Genomic DNA, 15,467 nt, shown 5'->3' on the forward strand with positions numbered 1-15,467 from the left:
CCCGTACTGGCGTTTTATAGGACCGTACGGATGTTTCAGTGGCAGAGTCTGGCCTCGTGCTCGGCGTGCCCGATCGGCTCCAGCTGGAAGGTGCAGTGCTCCACGTCGAAGTGGTCGCCGAGGCAGCCCTGGAGCTCGTGCAGCATCTTCTCGTGGCCGATCGCGTTCAGGGCGTCCGAGCGCACCACCACATGGGCCGAGAGCACCGGCATGCCCGATGTGATGGTCCAGGCGTGCAGGTCATGGACGTCCTCCACACCGTCCAGGGCGAGCATGTGGGCCCGCACCTGCGCCATGTCGACGTCCTTGGGGGCCGACTCCAGCAGTACGTCGAGGGTCTCGCGCAGCAGCTTGAAGGTACGCGGCACGATCATCAGGCCGATGACCAGCGAGGCGATCGGGTCGGCGGCCTGCCAGCCGGTGAGCAGGATCACCGCCGCCGAGATCAGCACCGCGAGGGACCCCAGCGCGTCCGCGGCGACCTCCAGGAACGCGCCGCGCACATTGAGGCTCTCCTTCTGGCCCCGCATCAGCAACGTGAGCGAGATCATGTTCGCGACCAGGCCGATCGCGCCGAACACGATCATCAGGCCGCCCTCGGTGTGCGCGGGCGTGAAGAACCGCTGGATCGCCTCGTACAGCACGTAGCCGCCGACGCCCAGCAGGAGCAGACAGTTGGCGAGGGCGGCGAGGATCTCCGCGCGGGCATAGCCGAAGGTGCGCGTCGTGCTCGGCGGACGGTTCGCGAAGTGGATCGCGAGCAGGGCCATGCCCAGGCCCAGCGCGTCCGTCGCCATGTGCGCCGCGTCCGCGATCAGTGCGAGCGAGTCCGCGGCCACTCCGCCGACGATCTCGACCACCATGACGGCGAGCGTGATCGACAGCGCGACACGCAGCCTCCCGCGGTACGCGGCCGCCGCCGTACCGGTCGTGGGCGCGTGCGAGTGCCCATGATCGTGCCCAGCCCCCATGAAATGCCGCCCTTCTGTGTCCGCCGGACGATCGGAATTTCCGTCCCGGGGTCACAGTGAACTACGGGTGGGGGGTATCCGGCAACGCGGCACTGAACACCGTTGTCATGTGCCCTGACCTGCGGAAACGATCCGCAGGTCAGGGTCCTGCGCATGATCCACGGCGCTGCTCAGCTGCCGTGGTGCAGCTGCCAGCCCCGCCACGCCGACTCGACCATCTCGCGTACCCCGCGCCGGGCCCTCCAGTCGAGCTTCTCGGCGGCCAGCGCGGCCGAGGCGACCGCGCGCGGCGCGTCCCCGGGGCGCCGGGCCTCGACGACGGCGGGGCGCCGGTCGCCGGTCACCTCGCCGATGACGGTGATCAGCTCGCGGACGGAGACGCCCTCGCCGCTGCCGATGTTGACCGTCAATTCACCGCATCCGTCCACCTCGGAGAGGTACCGGGCCGCCGCCAGGTGCGCCTCGGCGAGGTCGGCGACATGGATGTAGTCACGGACGCAGGTGCCGTCCGGCGTCGGATAGTCGTCGCCGAAGATCCGCGGGGCCTCGCCGCGGGTGAGCCGGTCGAAGACCATGGGGACGATGTTGAAGACGCCCGTGTCGGCCAGCTCGGGCGAGGCGGCGCCCGCGACGTTGAAGTAGCGCAGACATACGGTGGAGATGTTGTGCGCCCGGCCGGCCGCCCGCACCAGCCACTCCCCGGTGAGCTTGGTCTCGCCGTACGGGTTCACCGGCGCGCACGCGGTGTCCTCCGTGATGAGGTCCACATCCGGGTTGCCGTAGACGGCGGCGGACGAGGAGAACAGCAAGCGTTCGATCCCCGCCTCCGCGACCGCCTCAAGCAGCGTGGTGAGACCGCCCACGTTCTCCCGGTAGTAACGGGTGGGCTGCGCCACCGACTCGCCGACCTGCTTGCGCGCCGCGAGATGCACGACACCGGTCACCGCGTGCTCGGCGAACACCCGCTTGAGCAGGTCGCCGTCCAGCGATGAGCCCTCGACCAGCGGGACGTCCGCGGGGAGCCGCGCGGGAACCCCGGCCGAGAGGTCGTCCAGTACGAGCACATGTTCCCCGGCATCGGTCATGGCCCGCGCCACATGTGCCCCGATGTAGCCGGCTCCGCCTGTGATCAGCCATGTCATGGTCGCCCACCCTATGTCGCGACTTCGACCCGGTACGCAATGTCGCTGATGCCCCGGTCTGGGAGCACGAGTTTGTGGGCGGACCGGGGGATCCCCGATGATGATCGCGGCGGAGGTACGGGCAAACCACGTTGATCGCTTCGCCAAACGGCCGGTGAACGTTAGCTTCCAATCATCCGATAGCCTCTGCCGACACGCCGCCCGGTCCGCCATTCGGGCGGACGACGTCAGCCTGACGACAGGGGCCCCGGCCAGGGGCGCCGCGACCATGTACACGACCGGCGCGGACACGCCGGCACCCCAGGGAGTGAGTTCGGTTGTCGACCGCCATCCTCACCGGTCAGCCGGTCCCCGGATCGTCGATCGAGGGCGATCTGCGGTCCCTCGGCTACGACGTGCGGGTCGCCGACGACCCGGCCGACGCCGAGACGCTCCTCGCCCAGGTACCCGGTGACCAGCGCGTCGCCCTGGTCGACGCCCGCTTCGTCGGCCACCTGCACGCGCTGCGCCTCGGCCTGACCGACCCCCGCTTCCCGATCGCCGCGATCCCGGGCGCCGTGACCGCCCAGGCGGCCGGCCGTCGGGCCCTGACCCGTGTGATGGCCCGCGAGACCTCCGCCGGCGGCGGAGCGGCGGTCGCTGTCGACAGCCTCGCCGACCGCGTCGTCACCGCCCTCGACGACGACGGCACCGACGTCCACCGCCCCGAGCTCGGCAGCCTGGTCGCCGACGTACCGGCCGACCCGCAGGCCCGCAACGAGGCACGGCAGGCCGTCGCCGCCGTCGACGACGAGGCCGTACGCCTGAAGTCGGCAGTGAAGGCCCGCGACGGCTTCTTCACGACCTACTGCATCAGCCCCTACTCCCGCTACATCGCCCGCTGGTGCGCCCGCCGGGGTCTGACCCCCAACCAGGTCACCACCGCCTCCCTGATCACCGCGCTCATCGCGGCGGGCTGCGCGGCCACCGGCACCCGGGGTGGCTTCATCGCGGCCGGTCTGCTGCTGATCTTCTCGTTCGTCCTGGACTGCACCGACGGCCAGCTGGCCCGCTACTCCCTTCAGTACTCCACGCTCGGCGCCTGGCTCGACGCCACCTTCGACCGGGCCAAGGAGTACGCCTACTACGCGGGCCTCGCCCTCGGTGCGGCCCGCGGCGGCGACGACGTGTGGGCCCTCGCCCTCGGCGCGATGATCCTGCAGACCTGCCGGCACGTCGTGGACTTCTCCTTCAACGAGGCCAACCACGACGCCACCGCCAACACCAGCCCCACGGCTGCCCTCTCCGACAAGCTCGACAGCGTCGGCTGGACGGTCTGGGTGCGCCGGATGATCGTCCTGCCGATCGGCGAGCGCTGGGCGATGATCGCGATCCTCACGGCGGCCACGACCCCGCGCATCACCTTCTACGCGCTGCTCATCGGCTGCGCCTTCGCCGCCACCTACACGACGGCCGGCCGAGTGCTGCGCTCGCTGACCCGCAGGGCCCGTCGCACCGACCGGGCCGCACAGGCGCTGGCCGACCTCGCGGATTCCGGGCCGCTCGCTCAGGGCCTCGCCGAGGCGCTGAAGAACCCCGCACGCAAGCTGCCCGGCTTCGCCGCACCCGTGGTGGCCCTGCTCGGCGCCCTCGTGCTCCTCGGCCTGGCCGCGCAGCCCGGCTTCGGCGGACCGTGGGCCGTCGTCGGCGCCGTCGTGTACGCCGTCACCTCGGGCCTTGCCGTCGCCCGCCCCCTCAAGGGCGCCCTGGACTGGCTGGTCCCGCCCTTCTTCCGGGCGGCCGAGTACGGCACCGTTCTGCTGCTCGCGGCCAAAGCGGAGGTGAACGGAGCCCTTCCTGCGGCTTTCGGCCTGGTGGCCGCCGTCGCCTACCATCACTACGACACGGTGTACCGCATCCGCGGCAACGCCGGAGCGCCCCCGGCCTGGCTGGTGCGCGCCATCGGGGGGCACGAAGGACGGACGCTGCTCGTCACCGTCCTCGCCGCGGTGCTCTCCGCCTCGCAGTTCAGTGTCGCGCTCACGGTGCTCGCCGTGGCCGTGGCCCTCGTGGTGCTCGTCGAGAGCATCCGCTTCTGGGTGTCCTCCGGGGCGCCCGCCGTACACGATGAAGGAGAACCCGCATGATCGGCCTCGTGCTGGCGGCCGGCGCCGGACGGCGTCTGCGCCCCTACACCGACAGCCTTCCCAAGGCTCTCGTGCCGGTGGGGCCTGCGGGTATAGAGGGCGAACCCACGGTTCTCGACCTCACCCTCGGCAACTTCGCCGAGATCGGTCTGACCGAGGTCGCGATCATCGTCGGCTACCGCAAGGAAGCGGTGTACGAGCGCAAGGCGGCGCTGGAGGCGAAGTACGGCCTCAAGCTCACCCTCATCGACAACGACAAGGCCGAGGAGTGGAACAACGCCTACTCCTTGTGGTGCGGCCGTGACGCCCTCAAGGACGGCGTGATCCTCGCCAACGGCGACACCGTGCACCCGGTCTCCGTCGAGAAGACGCTGCTCGCCGCCCGCGGCGACGGCAAGAAGATCATCCTCGCCCTGGACACGCTGAAGAGCCTCGCCGACGAGGAGATGAAGGTCGTCGTCGACCCCGAGAAGGGCATGACGAAGATCACCAAGCTGATGGACCCCGCCGAGGCGACCGGCGAGTACATCGGTGTGACGCTGATTGAGGGCGATGCCGCCCCCGAGCTGGCCGACGCCCTCAAGGCGGTGTGGGAGACGGACCCGCAGCAGTTCTACGAGCACGGCTACCAGGAGCTCGTGAACCGCGGCTTCCGCATCGACGTGGCGCCGATCGGCGACGTCAAGTGGGTGGAGATCGACAACCACGACGATCTCGCCCGCGGACGGGAGATCGCGTGCCAGTACTGACTCGACTGATCCCCTCGCCGCTGGTCGTCGACATCCGCCCGGGTGCCCTCGACGACCTGGGCTGTGTGCTCGCCGACGAGCGCATCTCGCACTCCGGCAAGCTGGCCGTCGCCGTCAGCAACGGCTCCGGTGCCCGGTTGAAGGAGCGGCTCGCTCCCGCGCTGCCCGGCGCCACCTGGTACGAGGTCGGCGGCGGCACCCTCGACGACGCGGTCCGGCTGGCCGGTGACATAAAGTCCGGCCACTACGACGCCGTCGTCGGGCTCGGCGGCGGCAAGATCATCGACTGCGCCAAGTTCGCCGCGGCGCGCGTCGGCCTGCCGCTGGTCGCCGTACCGACGAACCTCGCGCACGACGGCCTGTGCTCGCCGGTCGCCACCCTCGACAACGACGCCGGGCGCGGCTCCTACGGTGTGCCGAACCCGATCGCCGTCGTCATCGACCTCGACGTCATCCGCGAGGCCCCGGTCCGCTTCGTCCGGGCCGGCATCGGCGACGCCGTCTCCAACATCTCGGCCATCGCCGACTGGGAGCTGGCCAACCGGGTCAAGGGCGAGAAGATCGACGGCCTCGCGGCGGCCATCGCCAGGCAGGCAGGCGAGGCGGTGCTGCGCCACCCCGGCGGCATCGGGGACACCGACTTCCTCCAGGTGCTGGCCGAGGCGCTGGTGCTCAGCGGTATCGCCATGTCGGTGTCGGGCGACTCCCGCCCGTCCTCCGGCGCGTGCCACGAGATCAACCACGCCTTCGACCTGCTGTATCCGAGGCGCGCCGCCGCCCACGGCGAGCAGTGCGGACTGGGCGCGGCCTTCGCGATGTACCTGCGCGGAGCCCACGAGGAGTCGGCCTACATGGCCGAGGTGCTGCGTCGGCACGGGCTGCCGGTACTGCCGGAGGAGATCGGCTTCACGGACGACGAGTTCGTCCGCGCCGTGGAGTTCGCCCCGCAGACCCGGCCGGGCCGCTACACGATCCTCGAACACCTCGACCTGACCACCGACCAGATCAAGGACATCTACGCCGACTATGTCAAGGCCATCGGTAGCTGAACTCCGCCCCGTCGTTCACCCCGCGGGGGTGAAGGACCGGCGCAGCGGTGAGCACTGGATGGGACGCCTCTACATGCGTGAGGTGTCCCTGCGGGTCGACCGCTACCTGGTGAACACCAGGGTCACGCCCAACCAGCTCACGTACCTGATGACCGTCTTCGGTGTGCTCGCGGCCCCGGCGCTCCTCGTGCCGGGGATCCCGGGCGCCGTGCTCGGCGTGGTCTGCGTCCAGATGTACCTGCTGCTGGACTGCGTCGACGGCGAGATCGCGCGCTGGAAGAAGCAGTACTCGCTGAACGGCGTCTACCTGGACCGCGTCGGCGCCTACCTCACCGACGCCGCCGTGCTCGTCGGCTTCGGCCTGCGCGCCGCCGACCCGTGGGGCAGCGGCCGTATCGACTGGCTGTGGGCCTTCCTCGGCACGCTGGCCGCCCTCGGCGCCATCCTGATCAAGGCCGAGACCGACCTCGTCGGTGTCGCCCGGCACCAGGCCGGCAAGCCGCCGGTCCAGGAGACCGCCTCCGAGATGCGCTCCTCCGGCATGGCGTTGGCCCGCAAGGCCGCCGCCGCCCTCAAGTTCCACCGTCTGGTCCTCGGCATCGAGGCCTCGCTGCTGATCCTGGTCCTGGCGATCGTCGACCAGATCCGCGGCGACCTGTTCTTCACCCGGCTCGGCGTCGCGGTGCTGGCCGGCATCGCGCTGGTCCAGACCCTGCTGCACCTCGTGTCCATCCTCGCTTCGAGCAGGCTGAAGTGAACGGCATGAAGGTCGGCGCGGTCATCATCACCATGGGCAACCGCCCCGACGAACTGCGCGCCCTTCTCGACTCGGTCGCCAAGCAGGACGGCGACACGGTCGAGGTCGTCGTGGTCGGCAACGGCTCCCCGGTGCCCGACGTCCCCGAGGGCGTGCGCACCATCGAGCTGCCCGAGAACCTCGGCATTCCCGGCGGCCGTAACGTCGGCATCGAGGCCTTCGGCCCCAGCGGCCGCGACGTCGACATATTGCTCTTCCTCGACGACGACGGCCTCCTCGCCCACCACGACACCGCCGAACTGTGCCGCGAGGCCTTCACGGCCGACCCGAAGCTCGGCATCGTCAGCTTCCGTATCGCCGACCCGGACAACGGCGTCACCCAGCGCCGGCACGTCCCCCGGCTGCGGGCCTCCGACCCGATGCGCTCCTCCCGGGTCACCACCTTCCTCGGCGGCGCCAATGCGGTCCGTACCCAGGTCTTCGCGGAAGTCGGCGGGCTGCCGGACGAATTCTTCTACGCGCACGAGGAAACCGACCTGGCATGGCGGGCCCTCGACGCGGGCTGGATGATCGACTACCGGTCCGACATGGTGCTGTACCACCCGACGACCGCGCCCTCGCGGCACGCGGTCTACCACCGCATGGTCGCCCGCAACCGGGGGACGTGCCGGCGCTGGGTGACGCCGTTGTCCGGGTCGGCGATACGGAAGCTGACGATGCCGAGCTTCGGGTCGGCCGTGAAGGCCTCGGCGGCGCGCTCACCGCGACCGTGCCGTCCTGCGTTGTCTCACTCACCGGTTGAAACTTTCGTCTTCGAGATGCGCAGCCTGTGCGGGCATGGTTCGGCGGATTCCGGGAAGGCTGGACCACCCCGTGCGGTCCCCGCAGGCCCATGAAGTGGCGTACGGTGTGGCGGCTGACTCGACTGGGCCGACCTCCCGTCATCTGACAAGCTCGACCCTGAGAGCGACCAGGCCGTTACCCCGGCCTCAGGTTCATGCCATGCCCGCACAGGCTGCGCATCTCGAAGACGAAAGTTTCAACCGGTGAGTGAGACAACGCAGGACGGCACGGTCGCGGTGAGCGCGCCGCCGTCACCCGACGAGGGACTGACGGCGAGCCGGCTCGCCGCCAAGTACGGGCTGGCCGTGAGCGGCGCCCGACCCTCGCTGTTCGAGTACGTCCGCCAGCTCTGGGACCGGCGGCACTTCATCCTCGCGTTCTCGCGGGCGAAGCTGACCGCCCAGTACAGCCAGGCGAAGCTCGGCCAGATCTGGCAGGTGGCCACCCCGCTGCTGAACGCGGCCGTGTACTTCTTCATCTTCGGCGTGATCCTCGAGGCCGACCGGGGCATGCCGCGCGAGGTGTACATCCCGTTCCTGGTCACGGGCGTCTTCGTGTTCACCTTCACCCAGAGCTCGGTGATGGCGGGCGTACGCGCGATCTCCGGCAACCTGGGCCTGGTGCGCGCCCTGCACTTCCCGCGCGCCGCGCTGCCCATCTCCTTCGCGCTCCAGCAGCTCCAGCAACTGCTGTACTCGATGATCGTGCTGTTCGTCGTGGCGATCGGCTTCGGCAGCTACCCGAAGCTGAGCTGGGTGCTGATCCTCCCGGTGCTCGCCCTGCAGTTCCTGTTCAACACCGGCCTCGCCCTGATCATGGCCCGCGCCGGCGCCAAGACGCCGGACCTGGCCCAGCTCATGCCGTTCGTGATGCGTACGTGGATGTACGCGTCCGGCGTGATGTTCTCCATCCCGGTCATGCTGGCGAACAAGCCGGAGTGGATCGCCACCGTCCTGCAGTGGAACCCGGCCGCGGTCTACATGGACCTGATGCGCTTCGCCCTCATCGACGGCTACGGCTCGTCCAACCTGCCCGACCACGTCTGGGCGGCCGCAGTCGGCTGGGCCGTGCTGTTCGCGGTCGGTGGTTTCGTGTACTTCTGGAAGGCGGAGGAGAGGTACGGCCGTGGCTGAGCAGAACACCGACTCGCACATCCCCACCGTCATCGCGGACGAGCTGCACATCGTCTACCGCGTCCACGGCGCCAAGACCGGCAAGGGCAGCGCCACCGCCGCCCTCAGCCGCATCGTCAAGCGCGGCGAGGAGCGCGGGGTGCGCAAGGTGCACGCCGTACGGGGCGTCTCCTTCGTCGCCTACCGCGGCGAGGCCATCGGCCTGATCGGCTCCAACGGCTCCGGCAAGTCCACCCTGCTGCGCGCCATCGCCGGCCTGCTCCCGCCGGAGAGCGGCAAGGTCTACACCGACGGCCAGCCCTCGCTGCTCGGCGTGAACGCGGCCCTGATGAACGACCTGACCGGCGAGCGCAACGTCATATTGGGCGGGCTCGCGATGGGCATGTCCCGCGAGCAGATCAAGGAGCGCTACCAGCAGATCGTCGACTTCTCCGGCATCAACGAGAAGGGCGACTTCATCACGCTCCCGATGCGCACCTACTCCTCCGGCATGGCGGCCCGCCTGCGCTTCTCCATCGCGGCGGCCAAGGACCACGACGTCCTCATGATCGACGAGGCGCTGGCCACCGGCGACCGCAAGTTCCAAAAGCGCTCCGAGGACCGCATCCGCGAGCTGCGCAAGGAAGCCGGCACCGTCTTCCTCGTCAGCCACAACAACAAGTCGATCCGCGACACCTGCAACCGCGTGCTCTGGCTGGAACGCGGCGAGCTCCGCATGGACGGCCCGACGGACGAGGTCCTCAAGGAGTACGAGAAGTTCACGGGCAAGTAGTCCACCCGGACATGGGCCGTGCGGCCCAGACGGCTTCCCACGGCCCCGCCGGAACTGCGCCGGTGGGGCCCGCGTCTGCAAAGGAAACGTCAACTCCGGCTGGCTCCAGGAATCTTGACGTCAATCGGTGTGTTGTTGTGATGCGCAGGACACCCCCACGGGCCACGCTGCGTTGTACAACGTAAGCTGTACCGGTACCGAAACGCGGCAAGTGGGGCGATAAGGCGCGACACCCCTCTCTCCGGGCTGCGGCGCGGACAGCCGGGCGGCGTGTCCGAAATAGTGTGCATTGGGTCCGCGGTGTAGAACGGGAGATGTGACGGCAATGGCTACGGAAACTCCCCAGCTCAACGCATCTGCCTGTGCCGTCCCCGCCCCGGGCAGTCCACGGTGACGGGAACCGGCGCGCGCGCTGACGATACGGCGCGCGGCACGCTCGACAAGGCCGCCACGGAGAACTTCCCCGTGGCGCCCTTCTTCCTGCCCAGGGCCTGGCGGGCAGACCTCATGGCCGTCTACGGCTTCGCCCGCCTCGTCGACGACATCGGCGACGGCGATCTCGCCCCCGGTGGCGCCGACGCCCGACTGCTCGGCGTGTCGGCCGCCGACGCCGACGACCGTATGGTCCTGCTCGACGCCTTCGAGGCCGACCTGCACCGCGTCTTCGACGGCACCCCCCGCCACCCCCTGCTGCGCCGCCTGCAGCCGACCGTCCGCCGCCGCTCGCTGACCCCCGAGCCCTTCCTCGGCCTGATCGCCGCGAACCGCCAGGACCAGCTCGTGCAGCGCTACGAGACCTACGACGATCTCCTTGCCTACTGCGAACTGTCCGCCAACCCGGTCGGCCGACTCGTCCTCGCCGTCACCGGCACCGGTACGCCCGAGCGGATCCGCCTCTCCGACGCGGTGTGCACGGCGCTCCAGATCGTCGAGCACCTCCAGGACGTCGCCGAGGACCTCGGCCGTGACCGGATCTATCTGCCCGCCGAGGACCTGAAGCGCTTCCACGTCCAGGAAACCGACCTCGGGGCGAAAACGGCGGGCGCATCGGTGCGCGCACTGGTTGCATACGAAGCCGAACGTGCCCAAACCCTCCTGAATGAAGGCACCCCTCTGGTGGGTAGCGTCCACGGCAGGCTCAAGCTGCTGCTCGCGGGTTTCGTGGCGGGGGGAAGGGCGGCGATCTGTGCGATCGCCGCCGCCGAATACGACGTACTGCCCGGCCCGCCCAAGGCCAGCAAGCTCCAGCTGCTGCGTGAGGTGGGCGTGACTCTGCGAGGAGAGGGGTGATCCGGACCGTGGAGTCTGCACCACACGCGTCCGCACCGGTACTCGCCGCCTACAGCTACTGCGAGGCCGTCACCGGACAGCAGGCACGGAACTTCGCCTACGGCATCAGGCTGCTGCCCACGCCCAAGCGCCGGGCCATGTCGGCGTTGTACGCGTTCTCGCGGCGCGTCGACGACATCGGCGACGGCGCCCTGAGCGGCGACGTCAAGGCCGCCAGGCTCGAGGGCACCCGGGAGCTGCTGACCCGGATCCGTGACCGCGCGGTCGACGAGGACGACACCGACCCCGTGGCCGTCGCCCTCGCCCATGCCGCCGACGCCTTCCCGATCCCGCTCGACGGACTGGACGAGCTGATCGACGGCGTCCTGATGGACGTGCGCGGCGAGACCTACGAGACCTGGGACGACCTGAAGGTCTACTGCCGCTGTGTGGCCGGCGCCATCGGGCGGCTGTCGCTCGGTGTCTTCGGTACCAACCCGGGTGCGCGCGGCGCCGAGCGCGCGCCCGAGTACGCGGACACGCTCGGGCTCGCGCTGCAACTCACCAACATCCTGCGTGACGTCCGCGAGGACGCCGAGGGAGGGCGTACCTATCTGCCCTCCGACGACCTCGCCAAATTCGGCTGCTCGGCCGGCTTCGGCGGGCCGACCCCACCGGAGGGCTCCGACTTCGCGGGCCTCGTCCACTTCGAAGTGCGACGGGCCCGCGCCCTTTTCGCCGAGGGCTACCGGCTGCTCCCCATGCTCGACCGGCGCAGCGGCGCGTGTGTCGCCGCCATGGCCGGCATCTACCGCCGCCTCCTGGACCGCATCGAGCGCGACCCGGAGGCCGTGCTGCGCGGCCGGGTCTCCCTGCCCGGGCGTGAGAAGGCGTACGTCGCGGTGCGCGGTCTGTCCGGTCTGGACGCCCGGCATGTCACCCGAACCGTCAGGAGGCGCGCCTGATGGACATTTCGGCCCAAGGTGATGCCATCGGAGAAAAGTGGCAGGCAACCCTCCGCGGCCCGGCGGCGTCCCTGACTGAGACGACCGGCCGTGCACCGTTCAAGCACCGGCACGGCGGTCGTGCAGGGGAGGGTGCACGATGACCGACGGCACGCGGCCGGAAGAGCCGCTCGCGGACATCCCGAAACGCTCCGGGCGGGACGCCGTCGTGATCGGCGGCGGGCTCGCCGGAATCACCACCGCGCTCGCGCTCGCCGACGCCGGAGTGCGCGTCACCCTGGTCGAGGGCAGGCCGAGGCTCGGTGGCCTGGCCTTCTCCTTCCAGCGCGGCGACCTGACCGTCGACAACGGACAGCACGTGTACCTGCGCTGCTGCACCGCCTACCGCTGGTTCCTCGACCGGATCGAGGGGACGGCGCTGGCGCCGCTGCAGGACCGTCTGGACGTGCCCGTGCTCGACGTGGCGCGGCCCGAGGGCCGACGGCTCGGCAGACTGCGGCGCGACGCGCTGCCCGTACCCCTGCACCTGGGCCGGAGCCTCGCGACCTATCCGCATCTGTCCTTCGCCGAACGCGCCAAGGTCGGGCGTGCCGCGCTCGCGCTCAAGGGGCTCGACCTCGCCGATCCGACCCTGGACACCCAGGACTTCGGCAGCTGGCTGACCGCACACGGTCAGTCGGCGCGTGCCATCGAGGCCCTGTGGGACCTGGTCGGGGTCGCCACTCTCAACGCGGTCGCGGGCGACGCCTCGCTGGGGCTCGCCGCGATGGTGTTCAAGACCGGTCTGCTGTCCGACCCGGGCGCGGCCGACATCGGATGGGCGCGCGTCCCGCTGGGCGAACTGCATGACCGGCTGGCGCGCAAGGCGCTCGACTCCTCGGGCGTCCGTACCGAAGTCCGTACACGAGTCACCTCCATCTCTACTGACGAGAACGGACGTTGGAGCGTTCAGGTTCCCGGCGAGACGCTCAAGGCCGACGCGGTCGTGCTCGCCGTGGCCCAGAGCGAGGCGTACGACCTGCTGCCCGAGGGCGCCCTCGACGCCCCCGAACAGCTGCTGGAGATCGGCACAGCCCCGATCCTCAACGTGCATGTGGTGTACGACCGGAAGGTGCTCAGCAGGCCGTTCTTCACGGCCCTCGGCAGCCCGGTCCAGTGGGTGTTCGACCGCACCGACGCCTCCGGGCTCAGGGAGGGGCAGTACCTCGCCCTGTCCCAGTCGGCCGCGCAGGACGAGATCGACGAACCCGTCGCGGCCTTGCGGGAGCGGTATCTGCCCGAACTGGAGCGGCTGTTGCCCAGGGCGCGCGGCGCCGAAGTGAAGGACTTCTTCGTGACCCGGGAGCGCACCGCGACGTTCGCTCCCACCCCCGGTGTCGGGCGGCTGCGGCCCGGCGCCCGCACCAAGGCATCCGGCCTGTACCTGGCTGGAGCGTGGACCGCCACAGGGTGGCCCGCGACCATGGAGAGTGCGGTCCGCAGCGGCGTGAGTGCGGCGGGCGCCGCGCTGAGCGCCCTGGGCCGGCCCCGCCCCAGCCACCTCTTCGACGTAGAGGAGGCGGCGTGATGCTGAACCAGCGCTCGGAGGCAGGCTCCCGCACCCCCGGTACCGCAACAAGAGGAGAGACTGTGCCCACTGTGCCCCCGGCCTCGAAGGCCGCTCGAGAGACCGCGGTGGACGTGGCCGCGCTCCTGGAGCGCGGTAGGACCCTGACCACGCCGGTCCTGCGGGCGGCCGTCGACCGCCTGGCTCCTCCCATGGACACCGTTTCCGCCTACCACTTCGGCTGGATCGACGCCGACGGCAGGCCCACGGCCGGCGACGGCGGCAAGGCCGTACGCCCCGCCCTCGCGCTACTGTCCGCCGAGGTCACCGGCGCCGCGCCCGAGGTCGGCGTCCCGGGCGCCGTCGCCGTCGAGCTGGTGCACAACTTCTCGCTGCTGCACGACGACCTCATGGACGGCGACGAGCAGCGCCGGCACCGCGACACGGTGTGGAAGGTGCACGGCCCCGCCCAGGCCATCCTCGTCGGCGACGCCATGTTCGCGCTGGCCAACGAGGTGCTGCTGGAGCTCGGCACCGTCGCGGCCGGCCGCGCCACGCGTCGTCTGGCCACCGCCACCCGCGCCCTCATCGACGGCCAGGCCCAGGACATCTCCTACGAGCACCGCGACCGCGTCAGCGTCGAGGAGTGCCTGGAGATGGAGGGCAACAAGACCGGCGCCCTGATCGCCGCCGCCAGCTCCATCGGCGCGGTGCTCGCCGACGCGGACGACCACACCGCCGACATCCTGGAGAAGTACGGCCACCACCTGGGCCTCGCCTTCCAGGCCGTCGACGACCTGCTCGGCATCTGGGGCGACCCGGTCTCTACCGGCAAGCAGACCTGGAGCGACCTGCGCCAGCGCAAGAAGTCCCTGCCGGTCGTGGCCGCGCTCGCGGCGGGCGGCTCCGCCTCCGATCGGCTCGGCGAGATCCTCGCCGCCGACGCCAAGAGCAGCGACTTCGAGAACTTCTCCGAGGAGGAGTTCGCCGCCCGCGCCGCCCTCATCGAGGAGGCGGGCGGCCGTGAGTGGACCGCCGGGGAGGCGCGTCGCCAGCACGCCGTCGCCGTCGAGGCCCTCGACGCCGTCGACATGCCCGACCGGGTGCGGGCACAGTTCACGGCGCTCGCCGACTTCGTCGTCGTACGAAAGAGATGATCACCACCGGGCGAAAAGAGATGATCAGTATCGGTCGAATAGCCCTCGCGTAGTCGCCGGTCGGTGCAGCTGGAAGGAGCGCACCGGCCGACGGCGGACCCACAGCAGACGCACTACCCAGTAGCACTGCACGAAGGGGAAGCCATGACAGCGACGACCGACGGAAGCACCGGGGCGCTGCAGCCCCGGGCAGCCGCGGCCAGCGACACCGACAGCGAGATCCCCGTGGCGGCCGGGGTGCACCAAGCCGCCGCAGGCGCGGTCCGGCGCGCCACCGACTTCCTGCTGGCGAAGCAGGACGCCCAGGGCTGGTGGAAGGGCGACCTCGAGACGAACGTCACCATGGACGCCGAGGACCTGCTGCTCCGTCAGTTCCTGGGCATCCGCGACGAGAAGACCACCCGGGCCGCCGCGCTCTTCATCCGTGGCGAGCAGCACGAGGACGGCACCTGGGGCACCTTCTACGGCGCGCCCGGCGAGCTCTCCGCCACCATCGAGGCGTACGTCGCCCTCCGCCTGGCCGGCGACGCGCCCGACGACCCGCACATGGCCAAGGCCTCCGGCTGGATCCGTGAGCAGGGCGGCATCGCCGCCGCCCGGGTCTTCACCCGGATCTGGCTGGCCCTGTTCGGCTGGTGGAAGTGGGAGGACCTGCCCGAACTCCCGCCGGAGCTCATCTACTTCCCCAAGTGGGTTCCGCTCAACATCTACGACTTCGGCTGCTGGGCCCGGCAGACCATCGTCCCGCTGACGATCGTCTCCGCCAAGCGCCCCGTTCCTCGACTGCATCCCGAGGTTCCAGCGCACGCCGCGGCCGATGGCTCTCTCCACCCGCTCCGGGTCGTGATGCCTGACCCGGCGCAGCGCGAGGACCACCTCGGCGGTGTCGTCGATGTCGGGGTAGTTGTCGTTGTGGAACTCGAACGCCCAGCCGCCCGGGGGCAGTTGGGGCCGCTTGACCGCCCAGTCGCCGGGCCGGACGATCTCC

The 15,467-nt window shown here is 70.4% G+C and carries 13 protein-coding genes and 3 pseudogenes; 13 read left to right on the top strand and 3 right to left on the bottom strand.

The features are described 5' to 3' along the window. Positions 1-35: 35 nt before the first annotated feature. Together EAO75_RS00700 and galE are read right to left on the bottom strand one after the other, a co-directional pair. Positions 36-971 carry a cation diffusion facilitator family transporter gene (locus EAO75_RS00700; protein WP_147993066.1) on the bottom strand — a complete coding sequence of 312 codons (936 nt, stop codon included), beginning with the start codon at positions 969-971 and terminating at the stop codon, positions 36-38. Positions 972-1,141: 170 nt separating this feature from the next. After that, positions 1,142-2,113 (bottom strand): UDP-glucose 4-epimerase GalE, encoded by a 972-nt coding sequence (gene galE, locus EAO75_RS00705; protein WP_147993067.1) that lies wholly within the window; start codon positions 2,111-2,113, stop codon positions 1,142-1,144. Positions 2,114-2,430: 317 nt separating this feature from the next. On the opposite strand from galE, the gene EAO75_RS00710 reads away from it, so the two are divergent. From EAO75_RS00710 to EAO75_RS00775, 13 genes and pseudogenes are all read left to right on the top strand, one after another. Then, entirely contained in the window at positions 2,431-4,239 is a 1,809-nt protein-coding gene (locus EAO75_RS00710) for a DUF5941 domain-containing protein (RefSeq protein ID WP_147993068.1), read from the top strand. Then, on the top strand, positions 4,236-4,988 hold the full coding sequence (locus EAO75_RS00715) for a sugar phosphate nucleotidyltransferase (protein WP_147993069.1): 753 nt from the start codon (positions 4,236-4,238) through the stop codon (positions 4,986-4,988). Before EAO75_RS00710 ends, EAO75_RS00715 begins: the two co-directional genes overlap by 4 nt. Further along, positions 4,976-6,037 (top strand): iron-containing alcohol dehydrogenase family protein, encoded by a 1,062-nt coding sequence (locus tag EAO75_RS00720; RefSeq protein WP_147993070.1) that lies wholly within the window; start codon positions 4,976-4,978, stop codon positions 6,035-6,037. Before EAO75_RS00715 ends, EAO75_RS00720 begins: the two co-directional genes overlap by 13 nt. Beyond that, a complete protein-coding gene (locus EAO75_RS00725) occupies positions 6,015-6,794 on the top strand; it encodes a CDP-alcohol phosphatidyltransferase family protein (RefSeq protein WP_147993071.1) in 780 nt (259 codons plus the stop codon). The genes EAO75_RS00720 and EAO75_RS00725 overlap by 23 nt, the downstream gene beginning before the upstream one ends. A gap of 5 nt (positions 6,795-6,799) precedes the next feature. Continuing rightward, positions 6,800-7,743: pseudogene (locus EAO75_RS00730) on the top strand (glycosyltransferase family 2 protein). Between the two features lie 97 nt (positions 7,744-7,840). Next, positions 7,841-8,770, top strand: coding sequence for an ABC transporter permease (locus EAO75_RS00745; RefSeq protein WP_147993072.1), 930 nt, complete (start codon positions 7,841-7,843; stop codon positions 8,768-8,770). Next, positions 8,763-9,542 carry an ABC transporter ATP-binding protein gene (locus EAO75_RS00750; protein ID WP_147993073.1) on the top strand — a complete coding sequence of 260 codons (780 nt, stop codon included), beginning with the start codon at positions 8,763-8,765 and terminating at the stop codon, positions 9,540-9,542. Before EAO75_RS00745 ends, EAO75_RS00750 begins: the two co-directional genes overlap by 8 nt. A 390-nt stretch (positions 9,543-9,932) precedes the next feature. Next, on the top strand, positions 9,933-10,832 hold the full coding sequence (gene hpnC, locus EAO75_RS00755; protein WP_147993074.1) for a squalene synthase HpnC: 900 nt from the start codon (positions 9,933-9,935) through the stop codon (positions 10,830-10,832). Then, positions 10,829-11,776, top strand: coding sequence for a presqualene diphosphate synthase HpnD (hpnD, locus tag EAO75_RS00760; RefSeq protein ID WP_147993075.1), 948 nt, complete (start codon positions 10,829-10,831; stop codon positions 11,774-11,776). Before hpnC ends, hpnD begins: the two co-directional genes overlap by 4 nt. Next, positions 11,776-11,919 carry a DUF6380 family protein gene (locus EAO75_RS46420; RefSeq protein ID WP_222723909.1) on the top strand — a complete coding sequence of 48 codons (144 nt, stop codon included), beginning with the start codon at positions 11,776-11,778 and terminating at the stop codon, positions 11,917-11,919. The genes hpnD and EAO75_RS46420 overlap by 1 nt, the downstream gene beginning before the upstream one ends. Next, positions 11,916-13,343, top strand: coding sequence for a hydroxysqualene dehydroxylase HpnE (gene hpnE, locus EAO75_RS00765; RefSeq protein ID WP_147993076.1), 1,428 nt, complete (start codon positions 11,916-11,918; stop codon positions 13,341-13,343). Before EAO75_RS46420 ends, hpnE begins: the two co-directional genes overlap by 4 nt. A gap of 62 nt (positions 13,344-13,405) precedes the next feature. After that, positions 13,406-14,479, top strand: coding sequence for a polyprenyl synthetase family protein (locus EAO75_RS00770; RefSeq protein ID WP_187284246.1), 1,074 nt, complete (start codon positions 13,406-13,408; stop codon positions 14,477-14,479). A 144-nt stretch (positions 14,480-14,623) separates the two neighbouring features. Continuing rightward, positions 14,624-15,256, top strand: a pseudogene (locus EAO75_RS00775) (squalene--hopene cyclase); the annotation flags it as partial. A 27-nt stretch (positions 15,257-15,283) separates the two neighbouring features. Here EAO75_RS00775 and EAO75_RS48160 read toward each other — a convergent pair. Beyond that, positions 15,284-15,463: pseudogene (locus tag EAO75_RS48160) on the bottom strand (hypothetical protein); the annotation flags it as partial. Between the last annotated feature and the right edge of the window lie 4 nt (positions 15,464-15,467).

Source organism: Streptomyces sp. UW30, assembly GCF_008042075.1.
GTDB lineage: Bacteria > Actinomycetota > Actinomycetes > Streptomycetales > Streptomycetaceae > Streptomyces.

Coding starts and splice junctions, on each gene's coding strand:
- EAO75_RS00725 (WP_147993071.1), top strand. CDS start 6,015: ATGTCAAGGCCATCGGTAGCTGAACTCCGCCCCGTCGTTCACCCCGCG.
- galE (WP_147993067.1), bottom strand. CDS start 2,113: ATGACATGGCTGATCACAGGCGGAGCCGGCTACATCGGGGCACATGTG.
- EAO75_RS00715 (WP_147993069.1), top strand. CDS start 4,236: ATGATCGGCCTCGTGCTGGCGGCCGGCGCCGGACGGCGTCTGCGCCCC.
- hpnE (WP_147993076.1), top strand. CDS start 11,916: ATGACCGACGGCACGCGGCCGGAAGAGCCGCTCGCGGACATCCCGAAA.
- EAO75_RS46420 (WP_222723909.1), top strand. CDS start 11,776: ATGGACATTTCGGCCCAAGGTGATGCCATCGGAGAAAAGTGGCAGGCA.
- EAO75_RS00700 (WP_147993066.1), bottom strand. CDS start 971: ATGGGGGCTGGGCACGATCATGGGCACTCGCACGCGCCCACGACCGGT.